Below are 23,891 nucleotides of genomic sequence, written 5' to 3' on the forward strand. Positions count from 1 at the left end.
ACTTTAATCTTTGGGCCGGGCATAATCGGCCACTTCCACTTCTTCCGCTGTCCGGCTTATTTCCAGAACTTTGGATATGGAATTATCTCCCGTATTGATAATACGGATATGCGCCACGCTTCCGTAAAGCTGCTCTGCGATGGTCGCTTTGATATGCTTTTTGAGATTATCCTTGTATTTGGAGAAATCTATCCGGGAAAAATCAACTCCTATCAGTCCCCTGTTGCGCTGTCCGTACCTGACAAATTCCTCGATAAGCTTATCGTCTATGACGACATTTTTCAAAAAGCTCTCTTCATCGTATGTACTGAACAGGCTCCTGTCCTTATCCAGATATTCAAATACAAAATAGGATAGAAATCCGTTCTGAAGTATATAGTTCAATGCTTCTTCTTCGAGGTTGGTATCGAGCGGGATAAACACATCCGGAATTATTCCGCCGCCACCGTAAACTACTTTTCCTTTTGGTGTTGTGAATTTCAGGGAATCATCAACATGGATACTATCTGCCGAGGCGAGCTCGCCATTGTGGTACCGCTCATAGAACTTGCTGTAATAATCGTCTATGCCATTGTCGTATGAACGCTGTATGGACCTCCCTGTCGGGGTATAATACCGGGAAACCGTCAGTCTTACGGATGAACCGTCTCCCAGGGCCATTTCACGCTGTACCAGTCCTTTTCCGAATGACCGTCTGCCTACGATCACCCCTTTATCATTATCCTGGAGTGCCCCGGCAATGATTTCACTGGCGGAAGCGGATTTCTCATTGATGATCACATACACTTTTCCTTCCTCAAAATCTCCCTTGGAAGTGGCAAAGGTTTTTCGCACTTCTCCCTTTTTATTCTTGGTAAATAATATCAGCTTATCTTCCTCGAGGAATTCATCGGCGATTTCTTCGGCCACCCCCATATATCCTCCCGGGTTGTCCCGAAGGTCAAGAACCAGTTCTCTGGCGCCGCGCCGCATCAGCACATTAAGCGCTTCCTTAAATTCTTTATACGTGGTTTCGGCAAAACGGTTTATTTTTATATACCCCAGGGTATCGGTAAGCATGTAAAAGGCATCTACACTCCGGATAGGGACTTTGGCCCTTTTTATATTAAAAGTAAGCAACGAATCTTCGTCCCTGCGGTAAACTTTTACCTGCACGGGCGTACCGGAAGCCCCTTTGAGCTTGTTTACCAGGTCCCTGCTGCGAATATCCTTTCCGAACAGTGTATCATTATCCGCGTACAGGATACGGTCTCCCGGTTTAATGCCTGCCCTGATACTGGGACCTCCCTCTATGGGTCGTATAACCGAAAGCGTGTCTTTATACATATAAAAACTTACCCCGATCCCCACAAAATCACCTTGCATGTTTTCTGCTACCCGCTGGTGGTCTTCCCTGGGAATATACACAGAATGCGGGTCCAGTTTTTCCAGTATTTCATTTACGGTAATATCCACAATACTGTCGGTATTGACCTCATCTACATACTCGTAATCGATATAATCGATAAGACGATTGAGCTTTTCCTTTTTGGAATTGGATGAAAAGAGTTTCTGGGGAGCATCCTCGAAATTAATCTTCCCGCCAATAAGCACCCCGGCAGCCAGGGCTACAGCTATAAGCAACGGAAGCCATATTTTCTTTTCATCCTTCATATTATTCCTCCAGATTGGGTATATGTTTTAATTCAACGCCTGCTTTGGCAAGAAATTGTAATCCGGAATCATCTTTATAGGCCTGGTGATAGACCACCCGGGTGATTCCCGCCTGATGTACTAATTTACTACATTCTTTGCAAGGAGACAAGGTTATATATAAAGTAGCGCCGTTACACGACTGGGTAGAGGAAGCTACTTTAAGTATGGCATTGGCCTCCGCATGGAGCACATACCATTTGGTGTACCCTTCATCATCTTCACAGATATTTTCGAAACCTGTCGGGGTTCCGTTATACCCGTCAGATATGATCATCCTGTCCTTTACGATTATAGCCCCTACCTGCCTGCGCTTACAGTAGGACAACTTGCTCCACTCCATCGCCATCCGCAGATAGGCCCTGTCGTATTTTTCCTGTTTTTTCCCTAACATATCAATACGGATAATTTTCTATCAGCATCGGCAATACGACACCTATTACCATGGCCGATATAACGAGGATCCAGTCTCTCCGGTTAAACCTGAAAACAGTAGATAAAATAAACCCTGCAATAAGCACTACAAGCACCACAATAACCTGTGCCGCTTCGATCCCCAGTGCAAACTCGAGCAGGGGTAACAGTTTATTTTCCTCTCCTGCAATAATACCTTTAAAATATGATGAAAATCCAAGGCCATGGATAATACCGAAAAACAGAGTCACAAAAAATGCGGGGCCGAATTTTTCTATCCCGGAGCGCTTTACCGTAAATATGTTGAATAATGCCGTAATAAAAATGGTTACCGGGATAAGGAATTCCACCAATGCAGCACTTACCCGTATAAGCCCGTATGTAGACATAATGAGGGACAGGGTATGTCCTATGGTAAACACCGTAACCAACCACAATATCTTCTTCCAGTGATTAAAGGTATAAGGCACCGTTAACGCTACAAGAAAAAGAATATGGTCATACGCATTGATATCCAGGACATGTGTGAGCCCCAGTTTAAAATACAGCCAAAACTGTGACATATAGATATTTTTTGAGGTTGTCCAAACTTACGATTTATTTATAAAAATCATATATCTGCATGGCAAATAAACAACAATTCGGAACAATGCACAACCGCAAGGGCTTTTGACCCGCCTCCGGATAAGGTGTTGATCAGGAAAGCTAAACAAACTGTTAAAGCGTCGCTTCTCCGCAAAATTATTTGTAATTTTGTAGACAAGTCAAAAAAAGCAGAAATATGTATCCGGAAGAATTAGTAAAACCGATGAAAGAAGACCTGACCAATGTCGGGTTTCAAGAATTACATACCCCTGAAGAAGTAGACGCAGCCCTGGCCAAACCGGGAACCACATTGGTAGTGGTGAACTCGGTATGCGGATGTGCTGCCGCAAATGCAAGGCCCGGCGCCAAAATGTCCTTGAACAACACCAAAAAGCCGGACCATATCGTTACTGTTTTTGCCGGTGTTGACCGGGAAGCTACGGACAGGGCCAGAGGCCATATGGTCCCTTTCCCTCCTTCTTCTCCCAGCATGGCACTTTTCAAAGACGGAGAACTGGTACACATGCTGGAGCGCCACCACATCGAAGGCCGTCCCGCGGAAATGATAGCGGACAACCTGATCGAGGCATATAACGAGCACTGCTAGTTATCAGTATAAAATAAGGTTATGAAAATGCCTGAATAGCCATGCTTTTCGGGCATTCTTTTTTTCGGCACTTCCGGTCCGGTATCAGGCGATTTTGAAAAGGCGGTTATTTACTGCGAAACCTGCGATACACGAAATACCCCAGTACGCCCATGAGGATATACGGAATGGCCATCAGGTATATAATACCATTATTAATACCCCTGGCCGCTTCCTGCCCCTCCCCGCTTTCCAGTACGGCCCTGCACATGGCACATTGCGCCCCGGCAGGCAATGCTGTCCACAGAAGAACAAAAACGAGTATGTAATATTTAGTATTTATAGCTATAGTTTTTTAGCATAATCTTTATCAGAAAACAATCTCCGGCTCAGGCGTAATACGGGGAAATCATCAGGTACACCACAACTCCGGTAACTGCAACATACAGCCATATGGGATATGTTACACGTGCAATCTTTCTGTGTCTGTCAAATCTTTTTGCCAGTGCCCTTACGAAGGATATCAACACCAAGGGGATAATGATTATGGAAAGTAGAATATGAGTGAGCAGGATAAAGTAGTACACATACCTGATTACCCCTTCCCCTCCATAGGGTGTGGAATCTGATGTCATGTGATAAGCAACATACATGACGAGAAAAGCCGCTGACAAAGCTATACATGTTTTCATCAAACGCTCGTGAAGCACTGTTTTACCGTTTTTAACAGCCCAAACTGCCGTAACCAGCAAAACCGCCGTAAGCCCGTTTATCGTAGCGTATACCGGCGGTAAAAAAGTCAACGGCTCCGCATTGGGGATCTTCACCCCAAAGAGAACGGCTACCACAACGGGTATGGCAATAGACAAGGCAAGAATAAGTTTGTTATACTTCTTTTCTTCTACGGTTGTTGTTGTCATAGACTCTCATTTAAATGCCCAAGCAGGGTGGCTATGTCTTCTTTCAGCATGTCGATACCCTCCTGCTCCAGTCCGTTATAATAAACCAGCGGGTTTCCGAACTTATCTGTCCTGGAACGTATATTTCCCTTTTCATCCACCAGGGCAAACATCCCGGAGTGTTCAAAACCTCCGTCCACTTCAGGGTTCACTCCTGCGTATAAGTTAAAGCCATTATTGGCAAGCTGATATATTTCGTCCTGGTCGCCCGTCAGGAAATGCCAGTTCGGGTGTTCGGCTCCATATTTTTCAGCATATGCTTTCAGGACTTCCGGCGTATCATTCTCCGGGTTAATGGTTATAGAGGCTATTCCGAATTTCGGATTATCCCTGAACGCATCCTGTATCTTTACCATATTCTTATTCATTACAGGACAGATCGTAGGGCAGGTAGTGAAGAAAAACTCGATGAGATATACCTTTCCCTTATAGTCGTTATTGGTTATTTTTTTATTGTTCTGATCTGTAAAGGCAAAAGGCGGAACCTCTCCTACGATAACCAGTTCTTCCGCCCCGGCACCTTTGTGCTCCTTACCTATCTTATGCCGGTCGCCATCTACCACATTGCCATCTTTCACGCGGTCTATTATCCTGGGGATAAAAATAATACCGAATACAAGAATGACAAGAGAAACCCAAACGTATGTATAATTACCTTTCATTGAACCTCGCTTTTTCTATTAAACATAACAGGCTTTATTAATGGTTATTTTAATTTCTTGAGATAGGAATTCCGTTTATTGGTGGTGTTGTTTTTCTTCAACTCCAGACGGTATTCCGCAAGCAATATTTTTATGTCGTCTATCATCTTATCATTGAGCTCAGCCACCGAAGTAGCATCAAAGCCATAAAGGACACGTCCGGAATCTTCATCTTTTTTTCTGCCCCTAAGATTACGTTCACGATCCACAATGAACACGAGCGGGGTACTCATATCCTCATCCAGGGCGGCATTGCTCTGCAGACTGTGAAAAAGCTCTTCTATATCTCTGTCTTTTCCAAAGAGGAACTTCCAGTTCACCATGTCGGTAAGAGGGGATAATTCTCTTTTTAACTCTTCCGCTTCTTTTTGCATACCTTCGGGAAGAATCATCACGAACTGGAAATCGGAAAACTTATAGAATCTCTTGTATATCTTCTGATTGATATTAAAAGCATTGCCTTTCATCTTTTCCGGATGTTTTCCCAGAAAACCAAGTACTGTTATTTTTCCTTTCAGCCGTACTGTATCGCCATTCAAAGAATGAAAATCCGATACTTCTTCGACACCCTCCGTCAGCACCGGTAATTTCACGAAATTATTTACCCCGGAAGCAAAAAACAGATATGCTATAATAGGAAGGATAAACAATACGCCGAGAACTATATATTTTTTCATCAGTAACATCAATTAAAGAACCTGTCAAGCATAACATCTCCCTCTTTCCAGAGACTACCTAAAAGGTGCTACAAAAATAAAAAAGACGGTTTAAAACCGCCTTCTTAATATTGTTAAATATGGTTTAGAAATCCCAGCTTACAAAGCCATCACTAAGCACATCGTGTACGTAACTCCCCTCCGTAAGCAATATAAATGCCAGATAGGGAACCAGAACCAGAAGCGGCAAAACGATAGACCACCTGAAGGCTCCTTTTTCTCCTTCGAGGTGCATGAAGGCCCAGGCAATATAATACGCTTTGACTATGGTAAGGATAATAAATATCCAGTTGAGGATTTTCATCCCGATAATATGAGCCATAGACCACTCCGGCCTTACAATACCGAGAGCTACCTCTACTATGGTTACTACGGACAAGATGACAAATACCGTCCATATTCTCTTTACATTAGATACGTGTGCGTGTGCCATTTTCGAATTATATGTTATCTGAATCCCTTTTTTGAGACTTCTGTTTATTATCCTTTTATTTATACCAGATAGAAGAAGGTGAACACGAACACCCAGACAAGGTCTACAAAGTGCCAGTACAACCCTACTTTTTCTACCATCTCATAACTCTTTCTCTTCTCATATGTACCGAGTATAACATTAAAGAAGATAATAACGTTAATAGCTACCCCGGAAAATACGTGAAATCCGTGGAAGCCGGTAATAAAGAAGAAAAAGTCTGCAAACAACCTGTTCCCGTATTCATTCCTCTCCAGGTTAGCACCCTCTACAACCAGAACGGCACTCTTAATTTTATCTTCGGATTCCGCTCTGCTAAGTACGGTTTTATGCCCTTCTTCGTTAAGTGTTTCTGTTCTTATGACAATATTGGAATGAGCACTAAACCCATCCACTACATCCTGTATGGTATATATCGCCTCGCCACCTTCTTCCTTGGCAGAAAGTCCGCTGACATTCATTTCCTGATCAGACGCTCCCGTAGGTATAGCAAAATCGTGAAGAGCTACGCGTTTACCGGTATTGGCATCCACAAACTGCAGTATCCTGCCTCCTCTGGTTTCCAAAGCGCCATATTCACCGGCAATAAAGTTTTTCCACTCCCATGCCTGCGAACCGAGGAATATGATACCACCTACAATAGTCAGCAACATATACCACGCCACCTTGGTCTTTTTCAGCTGGTGCCCGGCATCCACAGCAAGCACCATGGTCACGGATGAAAAGATAAGGATAAAGGTCATCAACGCCACATAGTACATAGGGGCGTCTACACCGTGCAGGAACGGAAAGTGTGTAAACACTTCATCCGCAATAGGCCAGGATTCTATAAACTTAAACCTCGAAAAACCATATGCGGCCAGAAATCCGGAGAATGTCAAGGCATCGGATACGATAAAGAACCACATCATCATCTTGCCATAACTGGCGTTGAGTGGCTCATTGCCTCCTCCCCAAACCTTCTCTTCCGTAGCTGTTGTAACAGTAGCTTCCATACACTAATACATATATCTTTTTAAAAACTGCCCAAATTTACGCTTTTTTCTTATCTAAAGAAATAGAAAAATAAAATGAGGTATACCCACAGAAAATCCAGGAAATGCCAGAAAGTCACACCCAATTCTAAACCAAGGGTTTGACCCGGGCCATACTTTTCTTTAAAATGATTATAAATTACAACCAAAAGCACTATGATACCAGCCACAACATGAGCTATATGCGCTATGGTAATCGCATAAAGAAATGAGGTGGTTATACTACTCTCGCTTCCTGTAAAGTAATACCCTTCTTCTATTATCTGTGAAAATCCCGAAAACTGGGACACAATAAACGCTATTCCCAGAACCAGGGTGATGAGCAACATAAGCGTCCCCATACCCCGGCGCGATCCTGTAATAGCCTTTTTTGCCAGGTGAAAGGTAACACTGCTGGCAATAATAAATAACGTGCTGATATAAAATGCGGACGGCAATTCAAAATCCTGTAACCAGTCCGGACGGGTCTTGCTCACTACATAGGCACTGGTAAGACCTGCAAAGGTCATCAGTATGCTAACCATACCAAACCAGAGCATCATTTTCTTCGCCCTGACATTCTTTTCCTCAAAAGTTCCCTGTGTCAAATCCATACGTAACGCTTCGCAATTATCTCATCGGGACATGCCCGGTCTTTCCTTCTATTTTATTCTAATATCCTCCAATAAATTTATCGGCGACATATACTATCTGTACAAAAGTGATATATGCAACACTGGCCAGCATAAGCTTTCTGGCGGCCGCATTGTCTTTTTCATGATACAACCGGATGGCGAAATATAACATGCCCACACCCAGCAGGGCCACAATTACCGCCCCTGTCACAGACAGGTGCAGCCTGCCGGTCAGCCCTGTCACCGGGAAAACCGAAACGATAATCATCCATATCGTGTACATAATCACCTGTAATGCGGTAGCACTGTCTTTTTTACCTGTAGGCAGCATGTAATACCCCGCTTTCTTGTAATCGTCATATAAAAGCCAGCCTATAGCCCAGAAGTGGGGAAACTGCCAGAAAAACTGTATCATAAACAGGGTTCCCGGTTCTATACCGAAAGTATTTGTAGCCGCCACCCATCCCAGCATAAACGGAATAGCACCCGGAAATGCCCCCACAAATACGGACAAAGGTGTTTTGGTCTTTAAAGGGGTATATACACTGGTATATAAAAAAATGGATATAGCCCCGAACATGGCTGTTTTAGGGTTCACCATATACAGGATCACTATGCCGAGAACGGCACAGACCGTGGCTATTATAAATGCCGTATTCACGGACATCCTTCCCGATGGGACAGGCCTGTTCATGGTGCGCTTCATCAAGGCATCCAGGTCGCGCTCTATGATCTGGTTATAGGCATTGGACGCGCCTACCATAAAATACCCTCCTATCATGAGCAATAACAATACCTTGTAATCTATGGTTTCGGCGCCGAGGAAATAACCGGCAACAGAAGAGAATACCACACTAACGGCCAGGCCTACTTTGGTAATCTGCTTAAAGTCTTCCAAAGCCTGTGCAAACGTTCCTGTCTTTGTAGTAGTTCGTAAAGCCGTCTTCATCTTTTCGGATAATCGGGTGCAAAGATACCGTTTAAATTATAAATTAGGAACTTTGAACAGTAGTATTTTAGAATGCCTGTACCCTGTAAAAGTTAAAGTTTTGTTCCTCCTTCAAAACCGTTTCCGGTACAAAAACACCATTTCCGCACCGGCACTATTCATCCAGGGTTACCATTAGCTCTTCCCACTCCGCCGTAAGATCGGCCAGCTCGCGCTTCTTATCTTCGTATTCCCTGAAAAATACTTTGTTATTAACCAATGCATCATAATCTGCCGCAAGTCTTGCATCGGTTTCCTTTATTTCTTTCTCCAGCCGGGTGATCCGCGATTCTACTTTTCCCAGCCGGTTCTTCAGGGATTTCTGCTTCTTCTGCTCTTCATAGGAAAGCCCTGTATCTTTTTGTTTTTCTTCTTTCTTTTCCTGTTTTTTGACCGCAGCCTTTTCCACAGCCCGGAAATCGGCTACATTACGCTGCTCCAGGAAAAAGTTAATATCTCCGAGATATTCTTTTATCTTTCCTTCCTTAAACTCAAATACTTTATCGGTAAGTCCCTGGAGAAAATCCCTGTCGTGCGATACCAGCAAAAGGGTCCCCTCGAAATTCTGTAAAGCCTGCTTAAGTACGTTTTTGGACTTTATGTCGAGGTGGTTCGTTGGTTCATCCATAACCAGCACGTTAAAAGGGTCCAGCAACATTTTGCAAAGCGCCAGACGGTTTCGTTCTCCTCCGGAAAGCACTTTTATCTTTTTATCCACATCATCTCCCCGGAACAAAAAGGCTCCGAGCATATCCCTTACTTTGCTGCGGTTGGTGTCGTTTGCAGAATCTTCCATAAGCCCGAGCACTGTTTTTTCCCCGTCGAGGTACTCCGCCTGATTCTGTGCAAAATATCCCAATTGTACGTTATGTCCCAGTTTCACGTTCCCTTTATGTGCCAATTCTCCCACGATGATCTTTGCCAAGGTGGTTTTTCCCTGTCCGTTCTGGCCCACAAAAGCTATTTTACTTCCGCGTTCCACAAGGAGATCAATGCCTTTGAGCACTTCCTTTTCTCCGTAATTCTTACCGACTTCCTCCGCTTCTACAACAACTTTCCCGGGCTGTATGGAAATGGGAAATTTAATGTGCATCACACTATTATCCTCTTCATCTACCTCTACACGCTCAATCTTGTCGAGCTTCTTCATGAGGGATTGTGCCATAGATGCCTTTGTGGCCTTGGCACGAAACTTTTCTATCAGTCGTTCTGCCTGTTGTATCTGCTTATCCTGGTTCTTCCTGGCATTGAGTTGCTGTTCCCTTATTTCATCGCGAAGTACGAGGTACTCGGAATAAGGTTTACTATAATCATATATTTTACCCAGAGATATTTCTATGGTCCTGTTGGTTACATTATCCAGGAACATTTTATCGTGCGACACGATAACCACGGCACCCGGATAGCGCTGCAAAAATTGTTCAAGCCAGATTATGGACTCTATATCGAGGTGGTTTGTCGGCTCATCGAGCAGGAGCACATCGTTGTTCTGGAGCAACAACTTGGCCAGTTCTATACGCATTCGCCATCCACCGGAAAAAGTATCGGTAAGCTTTTCGAAATCTTCTCTTTTAAAGCCAAGCCCCTGTAACACTTTTTCTGTTTCTCCCTGATAATTGTATCCACCCAGGATTTCGTAGCGGTGTGTAATATCGCTGAGGTCTACCATTAACTGATGATAGGCTTCGCTCTCATAATCCGTTCTTTCAGCCAGTTTCCGGTTTACATCATCCAGCTGCATTTCCAGGGCCTTGATCTCTTCAAAAGCCTGGTAGGCCTCTTCCAGGACTGTACGCCCCTGTACAAAATCTATATCCTGCTTCAGAAAACCGACACACACATCCTTATCGAAAGCTATAACGCCCGTATCCGGCTGCATTTCACCGGACAGCAATTTTAACATTGTAGATTTTCCCGCGCCGTTCTTTCCTATAAGCCCCACCCTGTCGCCGGGGTTCAGACGAAAAGATACTTCTTCAAAAAGAAACTCTCCCCCGAAGGAAATCGATAAATTATGAATATTGAGCATGATCTGTTATTTCCGGTTCCTGTTTTTTTTTGTTTTGCCGTTCTGAAATGCAAGTCCCGTTCATTGCCGAAACCCGGTATGGGAGATGTAAAAACCCGTTGTTTCTACCTCATCATCCAAAAACCGGTGCAAATAAACGTATTTTTTTCGGGCCTGCGAAGTTTAAGGATATGACAGCTTCCATTATTAACCTAATATTTAGTAATTTTGATGCAATTTCTGTAAATCAATTTCCGAATGTTTAAAAGAGGAACCCGCCTGTACAGTATTTTAACCGGAAGCTGTCCGAAATGCCAACAGGAGAGCATGTATGCCGACAAAAACCTATACAATCCTTACAAAACGCTAAAAATGAATGAAAAGTGCTCGCATTGCGGCACCCGGTACAAGATAGAGCCCTCCTTTTTTTACGGCGCCATGTATGTCAGTTATGCCGTGGGAACCGCCTTTGCGGTAGCAGCGTTTGTCATTTCCTTTTTATTGATCGGCACCGGGCTGAAGACAGCCTTCTTTGCCATCATGGGGACACTCATTGTATTTATGCCTGTGATCATGCGATTGTCCAGAAATATCTGGATCAATTTCTTCATTAAATACGATCCTTCAGCTGGGAAACAACCAAAGGCTTCCGGGGGTGTGGGAAACAATCCCTAAAACGGTTATTGTTATACCATTACGCGGGATATTTTGCCCGGAATCGTTCTATATCGATCTCCCTGTCCAATGACATCCCTTCTTCTATGAAACGATATAACTGCCCGGCAACATACGGACCGGTTAATGTGCCACGAGTACCGAGACCATTCAGTATATACACATTTTCATAACGGGGGTGCCGCCCTGTCATAGGCCTCCGGTCGGTAACAGTAGGCCGTATTCCGGCTTCCTGTCCGGTAATTTCGTATTCACAGTCCAGAACAGCTTTAAGTTTAGCGGACAATTCTTCCTTTGCCCTGGAAGTTGTTACATTGGTCTTATCCTGCCAGTTATAGGTTGCCCCTACTTTGTAAAGATCTCCGCCCAGAGGAATCAGGAAAACGGATGATTTCAGTATGACATCCGTATGCAGGCCAGGTGCTTTTATGGTAAGCAATTCTCCTTTTGCCCCGCGTAACGGCAGATAGTTAAAAAACGGATTAGACATCATTCCGAAACCTTCTGCAAACACTATGTGTTTTGCCATAATCTCCTTATACCGCACGCCATTTTTGGTGAATTCCAAGGCATTGTAATCCAGGGTTTCTTTTTGTAGCCTATGCCGCATCAGCAGGTCGGCGGCATATTCTTCCTGAAGTTCCTTTACTCCTATTCTTCCCGTATGCCACACTTCACCAAAACCATGAGGTGCGTGTATACGGGGGTTGTCATTATATATTATCCGTGGGGAGAGAAAAGGAGATAATGCCGGTTTATCGGCAGCTTCAAACCACAGGTTCTGCTCTTCTACAGAAGCAAACTTACGGTACACCGGCATCGGGTAGACCAATTTACGGGAAAGCCTTTTTTCCAGTTTCCGGTAGAGAGGCATAGCTACACCCAGTTGCTCTTCCGATCTCCACGCCGCGGTAAAACGCTTCAGTACCACAGGGTTGTAAACACCTCCGGCAACTGCAGAAGATTGTTGAGAGCCTCCGTCAAATACCACAAAATCCTTATTGTGATCCCGGAGTTGTTCACAAAAGGATATCCCGGCCAGCCCGAGCCCTACAATAATATAATCTGTTGTCATAGCACAAAAATATAAAACGCCCGGACTGTGCAGGCGTTTTACAGGGATTTTCGGATTTTTTTCACATCCGAATTATGAATAAGGGTTAAGTTTACTCATTTTTCCAGACATCCTGTTCAAAATTCCTTATCTCCTCCTGGATCCGCTGGGCTTCCATGAGCTGGAACATGGCGTTATCCGGAATATAGTCACGGATCTCGCGGTCTCCATATACGTTTTCTTCTTTATATATTACAGCATTGAACCTCCTGGCATTAAGCAAATGGTCGAAGGAAATGGGAACACCGGAGCTGGTCGCATTAAAAGCCTTAGCTTCGTGAAGCACCTGCCTTGCTCCCGGATACCATACCCAAAACAGCTCAACAAGATTCGAGCCATCGTCTATCCCTTCATCCATGAAATTGACATCGGGGGCTACCGGTGCTATTCCCAGCAAACGATATTTCAATTCTCCCTGGCGTTTGTCAAAATACCACATACCTTTAATATGGTACTCTACAATATCGGCAGAGCTCAGGTCGCGTCTGTCAATATACATTTCCGAAACCTGCTCTCCGGCGTTGACCTGCTCGTAACCGAGGTCGGTGGTATCCACCTTGGACAACGTAGCTTCAAGCTCACCGAAATTTCTGTTTTCGGAAAAATAGGAATCGGAATATATATCTTTTATCTTTCCGTTCTTAATATTGGTCACCAGCACATCATAAAGCGATTGCCTGCCGGTATGCCCTCCGGTACCGTCAATAGGATAATACAGCGGAAAATTAACCCGCTCATTAAGGTCAATCACCTCCCAAACCATCTTGGACCACAGAATATCCCGGTCTTCCACATAACCGTATTCCAACGGAACATCCGGTCCTGCCTTTGCTTGAGCTTCGGTTTTTTTCCCTATATCCTCGGGCCTTTTAGCGTTGAGAATATTAGCCTGTCCACTTGTATTCCAGACAGTCAGTACCATCACAACTATAGATAAAACACCCCTCCAAAACATAAGTTTATTATTTTTTAGTTTATTACCATATCTGTAACCAGAGTATTCAAAATTTAACATTTTGACCTCAACAACTTAACTTACAAGTATTTACATCAAAAAAATTTCTCAATCACCCTCTTTACAGAATGTAGAACTATACACTATTTACGAACATTAACTCCGCAAAATAAATATTATTGTGCATAATGTTCTTTAATCCGGAAAATATTTTCACTTCGAAATATACGACATGCAAAAATAATCTCAAAAAGAGATTTAAAAGCTATGTTCGGCAGATTTTTCTAATTCTTTACCTGGCAGCATGCTATAATTAAAAAATTACTATATTGGCATTGAAAATAGTGGATCGCCTTTCGTAACGTATAGACAGATAACCCCATAATGTTAAACCAAAACGATGTATCCATGAGTGAAAAATACCCCATTTTACTAGTTGACGACCATATTGTCATACAGTTTGCTATCGCCCGGATAATTGAGGATTTTCTTCCCGACGCAAAAATTACCTCTATTGAAGATTTTTCGCAGACCATCGATATTCTGAAAAAGGAATATTTTGAATTGATTATCCTGGACATTGACATCCCCAATGGCATAGGAACAGAAATGATCAGTGTCATTCGTTCGATATCCCCAGACGTAAAAATCCTGATGTTTTCCGCCCTCAGCGAAAAAAGGTACGCCATGAGGTTTATTCATGCCGGCGCTAACGGATACCTGCACAAGCACAGTTCCAAAGAAGAGATCGAAGAAGCGATAACCGAGGTAATTAATGGCGACACCTATGTAAGCCGGTCGGTCACCAAACATTTTTTACAGGAGTCCTCCCTGCAACACGGGAAACCACTGAAGAATCCGTTAAACAGCCTGTCAAACCGGGAACTCGAAATTGCCAGACTTATTGCTAAGGGAAACGGCAACCTTGAGATCGTAAACATCCTGGACCTGAAGAAATCTACCGTGAGCACGCACAAAATGCGGATATTCAAAAAGCTGGACATCAGCAATGTCACGGAACTTATCGAGATCTTCAACCATTATGACGCCCCTGTTTTTGCTATCTGACAAAAGCACCGGGTGAAATTCCGATTCAATTCCTGCATCTCGTTATTGCCATAACGACCTGTGGCGCATTTTGAAGCATTCGCTGCTCTTTATGCGCCACATTTTTATAAATAGGGGCATTTTGCCATCCAAAAACCAGTTTTCCGCACGGCATTTCCTATTCTTCATTAGAACAAGTTCTACATCCGGAACGAACAAATACTATACGTTTCCAGGCCGGAAACACACCCCTACTCCATATTTTTGAACATAAGGGATCACAGCTTAATGTTTCCCCGAATAAAAAGTTCTGAACCATAAAAAACCACTCCATTCGGTTTGTGCACTGCCCGTTTCAAGTTGCCCGGATCTGGGATGTCCCAGCAGGGTAACGTTCGCCTTGCCAACGGAGTGGTTTTCAGGACTTGTAATAAAACCATTAACACACATGGAACACCGAAAAATTCTTAATTATGAAATTTAATACTATCGAAACAATCAATGAGTGTAATCCCGCAATTACCCTGAAGAGGGATTACAACGTAGATGTAACACTTCTACTGAAAAAACTAAAAAATCATCTTGGGATACAAACCAATATCGAACTATCCCGGGTACTGGATGTAAAACCCAATACCATATCTACATGGAAAAGGAGAAACAGCCTGGACTACGAACTCATCATTTCCATATGTAACATGCTGGACATAGACCTGAATGCCCTGTTTTCTACAGAATACACCAGGAACAGATCGTCGAACAGTATCCTGGCCGTTCCTATCGAGGCACATTACCAGTATGTATCCAATTACCAGAAAGAGGAATTTCTTGACAAGATGCCCAAATGCTGTCTCCCGTTTTCTTTTACAAATCCCGATACGAGGGCTTTTCAAATGGCCGGGGTATCCATGGCCCCCACTTTGAAGGAAGGTGCTTTTGTCATCGGAGAAAAGATCAATGACCGCAACCAGATAGAGGACAATACCGTGTGCATACTCGTGAGTAAACTTCGCGGAATTCACATTAACCGGGTGATGAAAGACGCTGGTAACCCGTATATACTGAACCTCCTGAACGACAATGAAAATTTTTCCAACAATATTGTTATGCCTGTAGAAGAGATTACCGAGGCATGGCGGGTAACCAGCACCTTGTCCCTTGATATCGTAAAAAGAGACCATTAATAATTATTGTGACCCCCTGATGACAGAAAATTGCCCCAGCATGGAAGTAAAAAGCGTACTATCTGAAAACGATAAGATCATTGAAACATTTATAACCCGGCATTCTCAGAAAATATACAACTTTATTTTCTCTAAAGTCCTTGATAAGAATATTACCGAAGACATTTTCCAGGACACCTTTATAAAAGTGGTTAAAACTTTAAAAAAAGGAGACTATAGCGAGGAAGGGAAATTCCTGTCGTGGGTTATGCGTATTGCGCATAACCTCATTATCGATCATTTCAGGCAAAACCAGAGAAAGCGTATTTTCAGGCATTTCGAGGATTTCAGTTTTCTGTCCGGCATAGAGGACGGATCACTTGATGCGGAAAAATACCTCATCAAACAACAAACCGAAACCCGGGTAAAAAGGCTGATAGAAGAACTTCCGCCGGACCAGCAAGATGTCATTATCATGCGTATATACAGGGATATGACCTTTAAGGAAATATCAGAAGAGATGGGTGTGAATATCAACACTTCGCTGGGAAGGATGCGCTACGCCCTTACGAACCTCCGAAAGATTGCCAAAAGAAACAATATTTCCATATAACCAAACCATACTGAATATGCCTTACATAGAAGAAGACGACCTGGTAGCACTACATAAAAAGATTGAAAGAGAACAGAAAAGTAACGAAAAACTGCTCGACCAGATCAGCGAAAAAAACCAGGGTTTCGACAAAAGTATAAAAATGCGGAATACCGCCTGGGCAATTACCTCCGTACTCTGCCTCGCAACAATCGGTTTTGCGTATTATTTCAATTCGGAACTTACGGCCATGGAAAGATCTTATACTTCCTGCTATGAAAAGAACTCGCTACTGCTCCAGAGCATTGACAGCACTTCTATATTAAAGGAAAAACTATCCGGGCTGGAACGCGAAAACAGCAATCTGCGGAAGGATCTGGACAATGCGAACGCCGCACCTCTCCCTGTTTCGAAAGATTCGGTATATACCGTACAGATCAAGGCTTTTGAGACAGACCGGATTCCGCTTCAATCGAACACCAATTTCATCTATACGCAAAACCCAAACCTTTTCTATGCTTTCTGTATCGGCATATTCGATACTCCCGATGAGGCAGGCATACTGAAAAAAGAACTTGTTGAAATGGGATTCGACGACGTCTTTGTTGCGCTCTACAAAGACGGGAAACGCGATAGAATCATAGAAGACTGATCACATACGGAGATCATTTCCATTCCTGACCGGAATTTCCGGAATAATATAAAACAAGCATTTACTTCTTTTGTAATGCTTGTTTTATGTATTAAAAGAGGAAGAAGAAAGAGATAATAACCTCCGGATACCTGATTATCCGTTCCAGAATCGGATATCGGCACATTCTCCCGTAAATAAAACAATAATACAGACCGCTTAATTTAACTCTTACTTAAAATGAATAAACTGGTATTAACCTCTGTATGCCTGCTACTCACTATTTATAACTTGTCCGCGCAATACAAGGAAACGTCATACCCGTCACAGAAACTCGGGGAGACGAGGGATGTGGTATTCCATGTCCCCAAAAACTACGATGCCAAAAAAAAATACCCCCTCATTGTGGTACTCGATGCCGATTACCTGTTTGATATGGTAATGGCCGCCGCCCGCTTTTTTCGTCATAATGATGAAATGCCGGAAAGCATTATTGTAGGTATCCGCCAGGAAGGGCACCGTAACAGTGACTGTAATTATAATGACGATACGGGGTTCCCTAAAGACAAAGGCAACAATTTCTTTGAATTTATAGGTATGGAACTCATTCCTTCCCTCGCGGAAAAATACAGTCTGGCCGGCTTCAATATCATTATAGGCCATGGACTTACGGCCAATTTTACAAATTACTACCTGTTCAAAGACCGTCCCCTTTTTGATGCATATATCAATATAGAACCTGCTTTTGCCCCGAATATGGAAAATTACCTTTCCAGCCGATTATCCACGCTTACCTCGCAAAAGTTCTATCATCTTATTGCCGCAGACAAAAACCGTGACCCTGAAACTGCCTCACGTATTACAGAACTTCATCATTTATTGGAAACGGTAGAAAACGAAAAATTGCGGTATCATTTCTATACCATAGAAGATTCGGACAGTTATACGGTTGCCGCCTATGCCGTTCCCCGATCGCTGTACCGTATTTTTGACCTTTACCGCCCCATTGACCCAGGGCAATACAAGCAGGAAGTCCTTGCATATGATAAAGGCCCCGTATACGAATACCTTGAAAAGAAATATAATGCTATTGCAGCGACTTATCACGTACAAAAAGATACCAGGCTGAACGACATTATGGCCATCTATGCCGCCAGTATTGCCAAAGAAGACCTGGTTTCCCTGGAACACCTCGCCAGGCTTGGGAAAAAAGAATTTTCGGGTTCCATGCTCGGTTATTTCTTCGAAGCGGAATTTTATGAAAAGAGCGGCAATCCCAAGAAAGCCTTAAGGACCTACGAAAAAGCATTTCTGATGAAGGAAATCGATTTTCTGACCAAGGATATGATGCAGGAAAGAATATTTACAATCAAAAAAGACATGGGCTGGTAAAATACCAAAATATCAATAGCAACGAAAGCTTGGAGGAAAATCTTCCGCTATAAAAGATCCCCGAATTCCGGATTGATCTTTTGTACATATACTCCCGTATAAACAAACAACCGTACAAGGAAAAGGCCCGTCCCCGTAAAGTTTTCCGGAAACGGATGGTCCATATTGTATCGCAAAAAATTGTGTCAGTATTAAAAACGGAATGAAAATAAGTGTAAAAACAACAATATTGTAAATATTTTTGCATACATTCTGTACAAACCGCTATATTAGTACGTGCAATCCGGCACAACCGTTCGCCCAACCAAAACCATATTGACCGTGAGATCCTTGCTTTTATTTGTTTATTCCCTACTCCTCCTGTTGCCGGAAAGGACTGCCCGGCGGGGAAGGCAACAAAAAGAAAGCATTTTCTGTAATGAAAAAATATTATGAGTATATCGGAATAAATTTGGAATAGAATGTTCGGATCGGTTTCAAACACCGGATTCGCGACCATCATAAAAATTTGAAAAAATGAAAAATATTATCATCTCCTTTTTTATATCTATTTTCTTTATTTCCTGTAAGAGCAATGGAAATAAAGAAAATGACAAAGTTCAGGCAGAGGAACCGGAACAACCGGAAATAATTACAAACCCCATCCATAAAGGTTATTATGCCGATCCATCCGTTATTAAAGAAGGAAATACCTATTACATTTACGCCACTATAGACCCCTGGGGAGGCGAAAAACTTGCCGTTCTCGAAACCGTGGACTTTAAGGATTTCAAGATCCATAATCTCAACTGGCCTACCAAAGAAGCCTGTACCAGCCCTACGTCCAGAGAAGCCATGGTCTGGGCCCCCGGAGTGACCAGGGCTAAAAACGGCAAATATTATATGTATGTTTCCGTAGGCAGTGAAATTTGGGTAGGTGAAAGTGAGAAGCCCCTGGGGCCATGGAAAAATGCCAGGCAGGACGGAAGCCCCCTTATCAAAAGTACCGGGTATCCCGATTATCACATGATCGATGCACAATGTTTTATTGACGACGATGGTCAGGCCTACCTCTATTGGGGTTCCGGATGGAACTGGATCAACGGTCGTTGTTTCGCCGTAAAGCTAAAGGACAATATGGTGACCTTCGACGGTGCCATTGAAAATGTAACTCCGCCGAATTATTTCGAAGCACCATATATGGTTAAGAAAGACGACAAATATTACCTGATGTATTCCGATGGAAAAGCTATAGACTCCACCTACAAGATAAGGTATTCGATCGGCAACCATCCGTTCGGACCTTTCGAAGAAGGTGAGAACAGCCCGATCGCAGTGACGGATCCGGAAAAAGGTGTCTATGGCCCCGGTCATCATTCAGTGTTCACGGAAAACGGGCAGCACTACATATTGTACCACCAAATCTTTCCTCAGGATAAAGACTATGTATTGAGACAACTTCGCCTGGATAGTCTGAACTTTACGGAGGACGGGCAAATAGCAAAAATCAGTTTTAAAGGAATTTCCGGACAGTCCGGCCCGGCAAAAAAGAGCAATGCCAGTGTTCCATGATTTTTTTTATTTCTCCCAAAAAAAATGAGAAAACCAGCCGTTTTGTAAAACCTTACCTCTTACGGAAAAACCGGATTCCGGCGAAAAAAGCGATCATTTAGTAATCGGGACTGATAAGTACAGGCCCCTCCCCCTCATATTTATCCATGCTTTTGTCTCCTTGTGAAAAATTGCCTTCGGAATGCGCAACAGGTTTCAAATAGTATTTCTTGTAGATCAATTTAGAATGTTCTACTTTTGACATCCAAATGCGACTTAAGAGCAACAAACATAGTATCACCTTTTTTTTCATCATTGCCTTCTTCTTGTTGAAGGTGGTGAACCTGCATGCTTTTGAGCACATTTCCAGCCAGGATGACGATTTCGGGAACTGTGATATTTGCGTATCATACATTACCGGACAGCATCAAAGCCCCGTAACGTTTACCCCTGAAATTCCCCGATTTACCCCACCTGTTTTCCCCATAGCCGAACACCTGCCTGTGCTTTATGTCGTTCCGGTGCTGCAAATCCGGACGCGGGGGGAGTATTTTAACAAACCACCGCCTGACCTTTCCTAAACCACAATAACGACATTTACGTTATTTAAGATCTCCGAAGAAACCTTTTTCGGAAGATTATCCTATTCCTATTATTTCATACTTGGTTGTAATGTCAGGGGATTACCCGCTATCGTATTATGCATTCCCGAAAGCCGATAAATCCCTGAACAACCATAGTAGGTAGGGCCCTAAAGAAGACAGGCCAGTTTTTTAGTACGGAGTTCTGCCTTTGCATAAGCCATATCTGCAAACTATTGATTTTTAATATATGATAACCACAAAAGACCTTACCAAAAATTATAACGGCTTTACGGCTTTGAACAAATTGACCCTGAATATAGATGAAGGGGAAATATTCTGCCTGCTCGGGGCCAATGGTGCGGGAAAAACCACGACCATTAATATTCTCCTGGGATTTATTGCTCCTTCTTCCGGAGAGGCGAGCATAAACGGGCTGCCGGTAACGGGAAATGCTACGGAAACAAAGAAGCACATAGCCTATATCCCGGAAACGGTAACGCTGTATCCCAACCTCACCGGGTTAGAGAACCTGAAATTTTTCTCTTCCCTTGCCGGCCATAAACTCCATCGGGACGAACTGTCACAGTTATTGATAAAGTCGGGATTACAGGAAAATGCCCATCAAAAGCCTCTGCGCAGTTATTCCAAGGGAATGCGCCAGAAAGTAGGAATTGCCATAGCCCTTGCCAAAAATGCCAAAGTACTGCTGCTGGACGAACCGATATCCGGTCTGGACCCGAAGGCTGCCAATGAATTTTCGGAAATCCTGAAAGAACTTTCGGCAGGCGGAACAACCATACTGATGGCCACACACGATATTTTCCGCGCCAGGGAAGTCGCTCATCGTATAGGTATCATGAAAGAAGGTAACCTCGTCAGTGAATTAGAAGCTATGGATATCTCTGCCAATGAGCTGGAGCAATTGTATTTAAAGACCGTATAAAACCAAAACGATATATGACACGATTATTTACCGTAGTTTTCCTCTTTATTTTCAATTTCTCCCAGGCACAGACCATTAGCGGAAGGGTCACAGATACAGAGACCGGTATTCCCGTTTTCGGGGCTTCCGTCACCCTTGTGGACACCGACCGCGGGACCGTTACCGATGAAGACGGCAATTTTTCACTGGAAGGAGAAGGCACTATCCTGGTTTCGTACATCGGGTACAGAAACTACCGGATCAGGGCAGGAAGTGATTTTCTGAACATCCGGCTGTCCCCTGAGATCACGGAATTACAGACCGTGGAAGTTACAGGCAGGACATTGAGGAGTTATGACAGCAGATATTCCTTTTCAGCCACAAAAACAGCCATGGAAAATAAAGATATCCCGCAGGCCATCGGTACCGTGACCAAGGAATTGATTGCCGACCGTCAAGCTTTCCAACTGGCCGATGCCGTCAAAGCAGTAAGCGGTGTTACACCTTCCAGCTATTATAACCAGTATAACATCCGGGGAATAAGCCAGAATGAAGAAGGACAGATCATCAATGGCATGCGTACACGGCAGTTTTATTTTTTACAACCCTTAACCACCAATATAGAACGCGTGGAGGTTATAAAAGGTCCGGCAAGCGCCACTTTCGCAAGCGTGGACCCGGGAGGTAGCATCAATATGGTCACCAAAAAACCACTGCCCGTTGACCGGAAAGAAGTGAGTATCGGGGTAGGCAGTTTCAGTACTTTCATAGGAACACTGGATTTTACCGGTCCCCTGAACGAGTCGAAGACATTGCTGTACCGCGTCAACGGGGCCTACCGGGAAGCACGTTCCTACAGGGACCTGGTCAACAATAAAACCATTCTGATCTCTCCTTCGTTCAGTTATATCCCTAACGATAAAACGGCTATCAATGCCGAACTTATCTACAACGACATGAACGGGGTCCTGGACAGAGGACAGCCTATTTTCGGGGCCCGGGCAGGGATTACCGATCTGAAAAGCACTCCCATAAGTATGAACCTGAGTGCTCCAAACGACTTTTTCAGGTCCAAAGAACTGATTGTCATGGGGAATATCGTCCATAAATTCAACTCCCATATCAGTTTTAATGCTTCCTACATGAAACAATCGTGGACGGAGGACTTGCAGGAACATCGCACTACCGGTGCATTTGCCGTGGATATTAATAACAATCCCGTAACCTCCCTGGCTTCTATGCAGTTTGTGGAGCGCGAACAATACTGGAATATAGATAATATAAGCAGTTATTTCAATTTTGATTTCAGTACCGGGAAGATCGACCATAAAATACTTGTGGGTTATGACCTGCATTACTGGCAAAAACTAAAAGGCGGAGGACAAAATGCTGCCCGGGGATTTTTATTAAATGATGGTTCTGTGGCATCTTCTTTTGATGTGGCCAATGCAGGGGAATATCAAACCATAGAAGTAGATGGCATTACTATGCCCAGGCCCAATGTAGGCCATGTCAACCTCCACAATCCCGGCCATGAAGTCAGGGATATCCGCGATTACACGATGAACTCATGGATAGCCATACCCCCGGCGCTCACCACAAATAATGCCATATATATACAGGAACAATTGCGGTACAGGCAATTTACCCTGTTGTTGAGCCTCAGGCACGAGTGGTTTAAGGATATAACCAATTATGAGACCCCTGACGAAACCTCTTTTGAAAACCAAAGGCTCATACCAAGAATAGGGCTCACCTATGCGTTGAATGACAATATTAACATATACGGAACTTATCTGGAAGGTTTTCAGCCCCAGTCAAATACGACAACGCTTTTACCTGGCACCGCCAATTTTTTATGGTCAGACGTTTCTGCCGCGCTGTTCGACCCATTGATCAGCAATTTAAAGGAGGCCGGGGTAAAAACCGACCTGTTCCGCAAACACATGAGCCTGAACGTATCTGTTTACGAAATCAATCAGAAAAACATACTGATGAGTGCCAATGACCCTTCCCAACCTGATTTGCTGGTACAGCGGGGAGCCGACAGGAGCCGGGGTTTTGAAATGGACATTACGGGCTATATCAATCCCGATTGGCAGCTCACCGCCTCTTATAGTTATATAGATGCGAAGATAGAACACGATACCAACAAAGAATTAATCGGGCAAAGAAAGGAGAATACCCCGAAAAACAGTGCTAACCTGTGGACCAAGTACGATTTCAGAAATGTCTCTTCCCTGAAAGATCTCGGGATAGGGTTCGGTATGCAGTACCAAAGCAGTAAAATTCCCTGGTTTACCCGTGATTTCAAAGTACCGGCATTTACCATCTTTGACGCCGCTGTGTATTATGCGCCCAGCAAAAGCAATGTCCGGGTGGCCTTAAATATAGGTAACCTGTTCAATACCACCTATTGGTTGGGGGCACAAAATTACCTGCGTTTGTTTCCGGGAGCACCCAGAAACGGCTCACTGACACTGAACTATAGATTTTAAGGACACTTTCTAAAGCTTT

Annotated in this window: 25 protein-coding genes; 10 read left to right on the forward strand and 15 right to left on the reverse strand. The window is 43.6% G+C overall.

Features of this window, described 5'->3' with window-relative positions:
* Positions 1-3: 3 nt before the first annotated feature.
* From ED312_RS14100 to ED312_RS14110, 3 genes are read right to left on the reverse strand one after another with little or no spacing between them, the layout of a single operon-like run.
* The gene (locus ED312_RS14100; RefSeq protein WP_123216662.1) at positions 4-1,653 is read right to left on the reverse strand and encodes a S41 family peptidase; all 1,650 of its coding nucleotides are present in this window, start codon (positions 1,651-1,653) and stop codon (positions 4-6) included.
* A 1-nt stretch (position 1,654) separates the two neighbouring features.
* The gene (locus ED312_RS14105; RefSeq protein WP_123216663.1) at positions 1,655-2,086 is read right to left on the reverse strand and encodes a deoxycytidylate deaminase; all 432 of its coding nucleotides are present in this window, start codon (positions 2,084-2,086) and stop codon (positions 1,655-1,657) included.
* 1 nt (position 2,087) lies between these two features.
* Entirely contained in the window at positions 2,088-2,669 is a 582-nt protein-coding gene (locus ED312_RS14110) for a HupE/UreJ family protein (RefSeq protein WP_123216664.1), read from the reverse strand.
* Positions 2,670-2,887: 218 nt separating this feature from the next.
* Between ED312_RS14110 and ED312_RS14115 the strand changes: the two genes are divergently transcribed.
* Positions 2,888-3,298: a BrxA/BrxB family bacilliredoxin gene (locus tag ED312_RS14115; RefSeq protein ID WP_123216665.1), complete on the forward strand. Its 411-nt coding sequence runs from the start codon at positions 2,888-2,890 to the stop codon at positions 3,296-3,298.
* 106 nt (positions 3,299-3,404) lie between these two features.
* On the opposite strand, the gene ED312_RS14120 is transcribed toward ED312_RS14115, so the two are convergent.
* From ED312_RS14120 to abc-f, 9 genes are all read right to left on the reverse strand, one after another.
* Positions 3,405-3,572, reverse strand: coding sequence for a hypothetical protein (locus tag ED312_RS14120; RefSeq protein ID WP_317125684.1), 168 nt, complete (start codon positions 3,570-3,572; stop codon positions 3,405-3,407).
* A 94-nt stretch (positions 3,573-3,666) separates the two neighbouring features.
* A complete protein-coding gene (locus tag ED312_RS14125; RefSeq protein WP_123216667.1) occupies positions 3,667-4,197 on the reverse strand; it encodes a DUF420 domain-containing protein in 531 nt (176 codons plus the stop codon).
* Positions 4,194-4,898: an SCO family protein gene (locus tag ED312_RS14130; RefSeq protein ID WP_123216668.1), complete on the reverse strand. Its 705-nt coding sequence runs from the start codon at positions 4,896-4,898 to the stop codon at positions 4,194-4,196. The genes ED312_RS14125 and ED312_RS14130 overlap by 4 nt, the downstream gene beginning before the upstream one ends.
* A 44-nt stretch (positions 4,899-4,942) precedes the next feature.
* Positions 4,943-5,614 (reverse strand): hypothetical protein, encoded by a 672-nt coding sequence (locus ED312_RS14135; protein WP_123216726.1) that lies wholly within the window; start codon positions 5,612-5,614, stop codon positions 4,943-4,945.
* 124 nt (positions 5,615-5,738) lie between these two features.
* Entirely contained in the window at positions 5,739-6,086 is a 348-nt protein-coding gene (locus ED312_RS14140) for a cytochrome C oxidase subunit IV family protein (protein WP_123216669.1), read from the reverse strand.
* Positions 6,087-6,145: 59 nt separating this feature from the next.
* Positions 6,146-7,120, reverse strand: coding sequence for a cytochrome c oxidase subunit 3 (locus ED312_RS14145; RefSeq protein ID WP_123216670.1), 975 nt, complete (start codon positions 7,118-7,120; stop codon positions 6,146-6,148).
* Between the two features lie 50 nt (positions 7,121-7,170).
* A complete protein-coding gene (locus ED312_RS14150; protein ID WP_123216671.1) occupies positions 7,171-7,752 on the reverse strand; it encodes a cytochrome c oxidase subunit 3 in 582 nt (193 codons plus the stop codon).
* A gap of 58 nt (positions 7,753-7,810) precedes the next feature.
* The gene (gene cyoE / locus ED312_RS14155; protein ID WP_123216672.1) at positions 7,811-8,722 is read right to left on the reverse strand and encodes a heme o synthase; all 912 of its coding nucleotides are present in this window, start codon (positions 8,720-8,722) and stop codon (positions 7,811-7,813) included.
* A gap of 154 nt (positions 8,723-8,876) precedes the next feature.
* Positions 8,877-10,790: a ribosomal protection-like ABC-F family protein gene (gene abc-f / locus ED312_RS14160; protein WP_123216673.1), complete on the reverse strand. Its 1,914-nt coding sequence runs from the start codon at positions 10,788-10,790 to the stop codon at positions 8,877-8,879.
* A 237-nt stretch (positions 10,791-11,027) separates the two neighbouring features.
* Between abc-f and ED312_RS14170 the strand changes: the two genes are divergently transcribed.
* On the forward strand, positions 11,028-11,444 hold the full coding sequence (locus ED312_RS14170; RefSeq protein WP_123216675.1) for a DUF983 domain-containing protein: 417 nt from the start codon (positions 11,028-11,030) through the stop codon (positions 11,442-11,444).
* A 19-nt stretch (positions 11,445-11,463) separates the two neighbouring features.
* Here the strand turns inward: ED312_RS14170 and ED312_RS14175 are convergent, their stop codons facing one another.
* On the reverse strand, positions 11,464-12,519 hold the full coding sequence (locus ED312_RS14175) for an NAD(P)/FAD-dependent oxidoreductase (RefSeq protein WP_123216676.1): 1,056 nt from the start codon (positions 12,517-12,519) through the stop codon (positions 11,464-11,466).
* A gap of 91 nt (positions 12,520-12,610) precedes the next feature.
* A complete protein-coding gene (gene porN / locus ED312_RS14180; RefSeq protein ID WP_123216677.1) occupies positions 12,611-13,513 on the reverse strand; it encodes a type IX secretion system ring subunit PorN/GldN in 903 nt (300 codons plus the stop codon).
* A gap of 408 nt (positions 13,514-13,921) precedes the next feature.
* On the opposite strand from porN, the gene ED312_RS14185 reads away from it, so the two are divergent.
* From ED312_RS14185 to ED312_RS14210, 6 genes are all read left to right on the forward strand, one after another.
* Positions 13,922-14,581, forward strand: a complete 660-nt coding sequence (locus tag ED312_RS14185) for a response regulator (protein ID WP_170164520.1) — start codon at positions 13,922-13,924, stop codon at positions 14,579-14,581.
* A gap of 452 nt (positions 14,582-15,033) precedes the next feature.
* Positions 15,034-15,744 (forward strand): helix-turn-helix domain-containing protein, encoded by a 711-nt coding sequence (locus ED312_RS14190; protein WP_123216679.1) that lies wholly within the window; start codon positions 15,034-15,036, stop codon positions 15,742-15,744.
* A 40-nt stretch (positions 15,745-15,784) separates the two neighbouring features.
* Positions 15,785-16,336, forward strand: coding sequence for an RNA polymerase sigma factor (locus tag ED312_RS14195; protein ID WP_240643112.1), 552 nt, complete (start codon positions 15,785-15,787; stop codon positions 16,334-16,336).
* Positions 16,337-16,352: 16 nt separating this feature from the next.
* Positions 16,353-16,967 (forward strand): hypothetical protein, encoded by a 615-nt coding sequence (locus ED312_RS14200; protein WP_123216681.1) that lies wholly within the window; start codon positions 16,353-16,355, stop codon positions 16,965-16,967.
* A 219-nt stretch (positions 16,968-17,186) separates the two neighbouring features.
* Positions 17,187-18,338: an alpha/beta hydrolase gene (locus tag ED312_RS14205; RefSeq protein ID WP_123216682.1), complete on the forward strand. Its 1,152-nt coding sequence runs from the start codon at positions 17,187-17,189 to the stop codon at positions 18,336-18,338.
* Between the two features lie 516 nt (positions 18,339-18,854).
* Complete coding sequence (locus ED312_RS14210; protein ID WP_123216683.1) at positions 18,855-19,889, forward strand: family 43 glycosylhydrolase; 1,035 nt, start codon at positions 18,855-18,857, stop codon at positions 19,887-19,889.
* Between the two features lie 97 nt (positions 19,890-19,986).
* Here ED312_RS14210 and ED312_RS23800 read toward each other — a convergent pair whose 3' ends face one another.
* A complete protein-coding gene (locus tag ED312_RS23800; protein WP_170164521.1) occupies positions 19,987-20,133 on the reverse strand; it encodes a hypothetical protein in 147 nt (48 codons plus the stop codon).
* A 566-nt stretch (positions 20,134-20,699) separates the two neighbouring features.
* Here ED312_RS23800 and ED312_RS14220 point away from each other — a divergent pair.
* Together ED312_RS14220 and ED312_RS14225 are read left to right on the forward strand one after the other, a co-directional pair.
* A complete protein-coding gene (locus tag ED312_RS14220) occupies positions 20,700-21,395 on the forward strand; it encodes an ABC transporter ATP-binding protein (protein WP_123216685.1) in 696 nt (231 codons plus the stop codon).
* Positions 21,396-21,409: 14 nt separating this feature from the next.
* Positions 21,410-23,872, forward strand: coding sequence for a TonB-dependent receptor (locus ED312_RS14225; RefSeq protein WP_123216686.1), 2,463 nt, complete (start codon positions 21,410-21,412; stop codon positions 23,870-23,872).
* Positions 23,873-23,891 lie beyond the last annotated feature (19 nt).

Origin of the sequence: Sinomicrobium pectinilyticum, from assembly GCF_003725735.1 — a bacterium.
Lineage (GTDB): Bacteria > Bacteroidota > Bacteroidia > Flavobacteriales > Flavobacteriaceae > Sinomicrobium > Sinomicrobium pectinilyticum.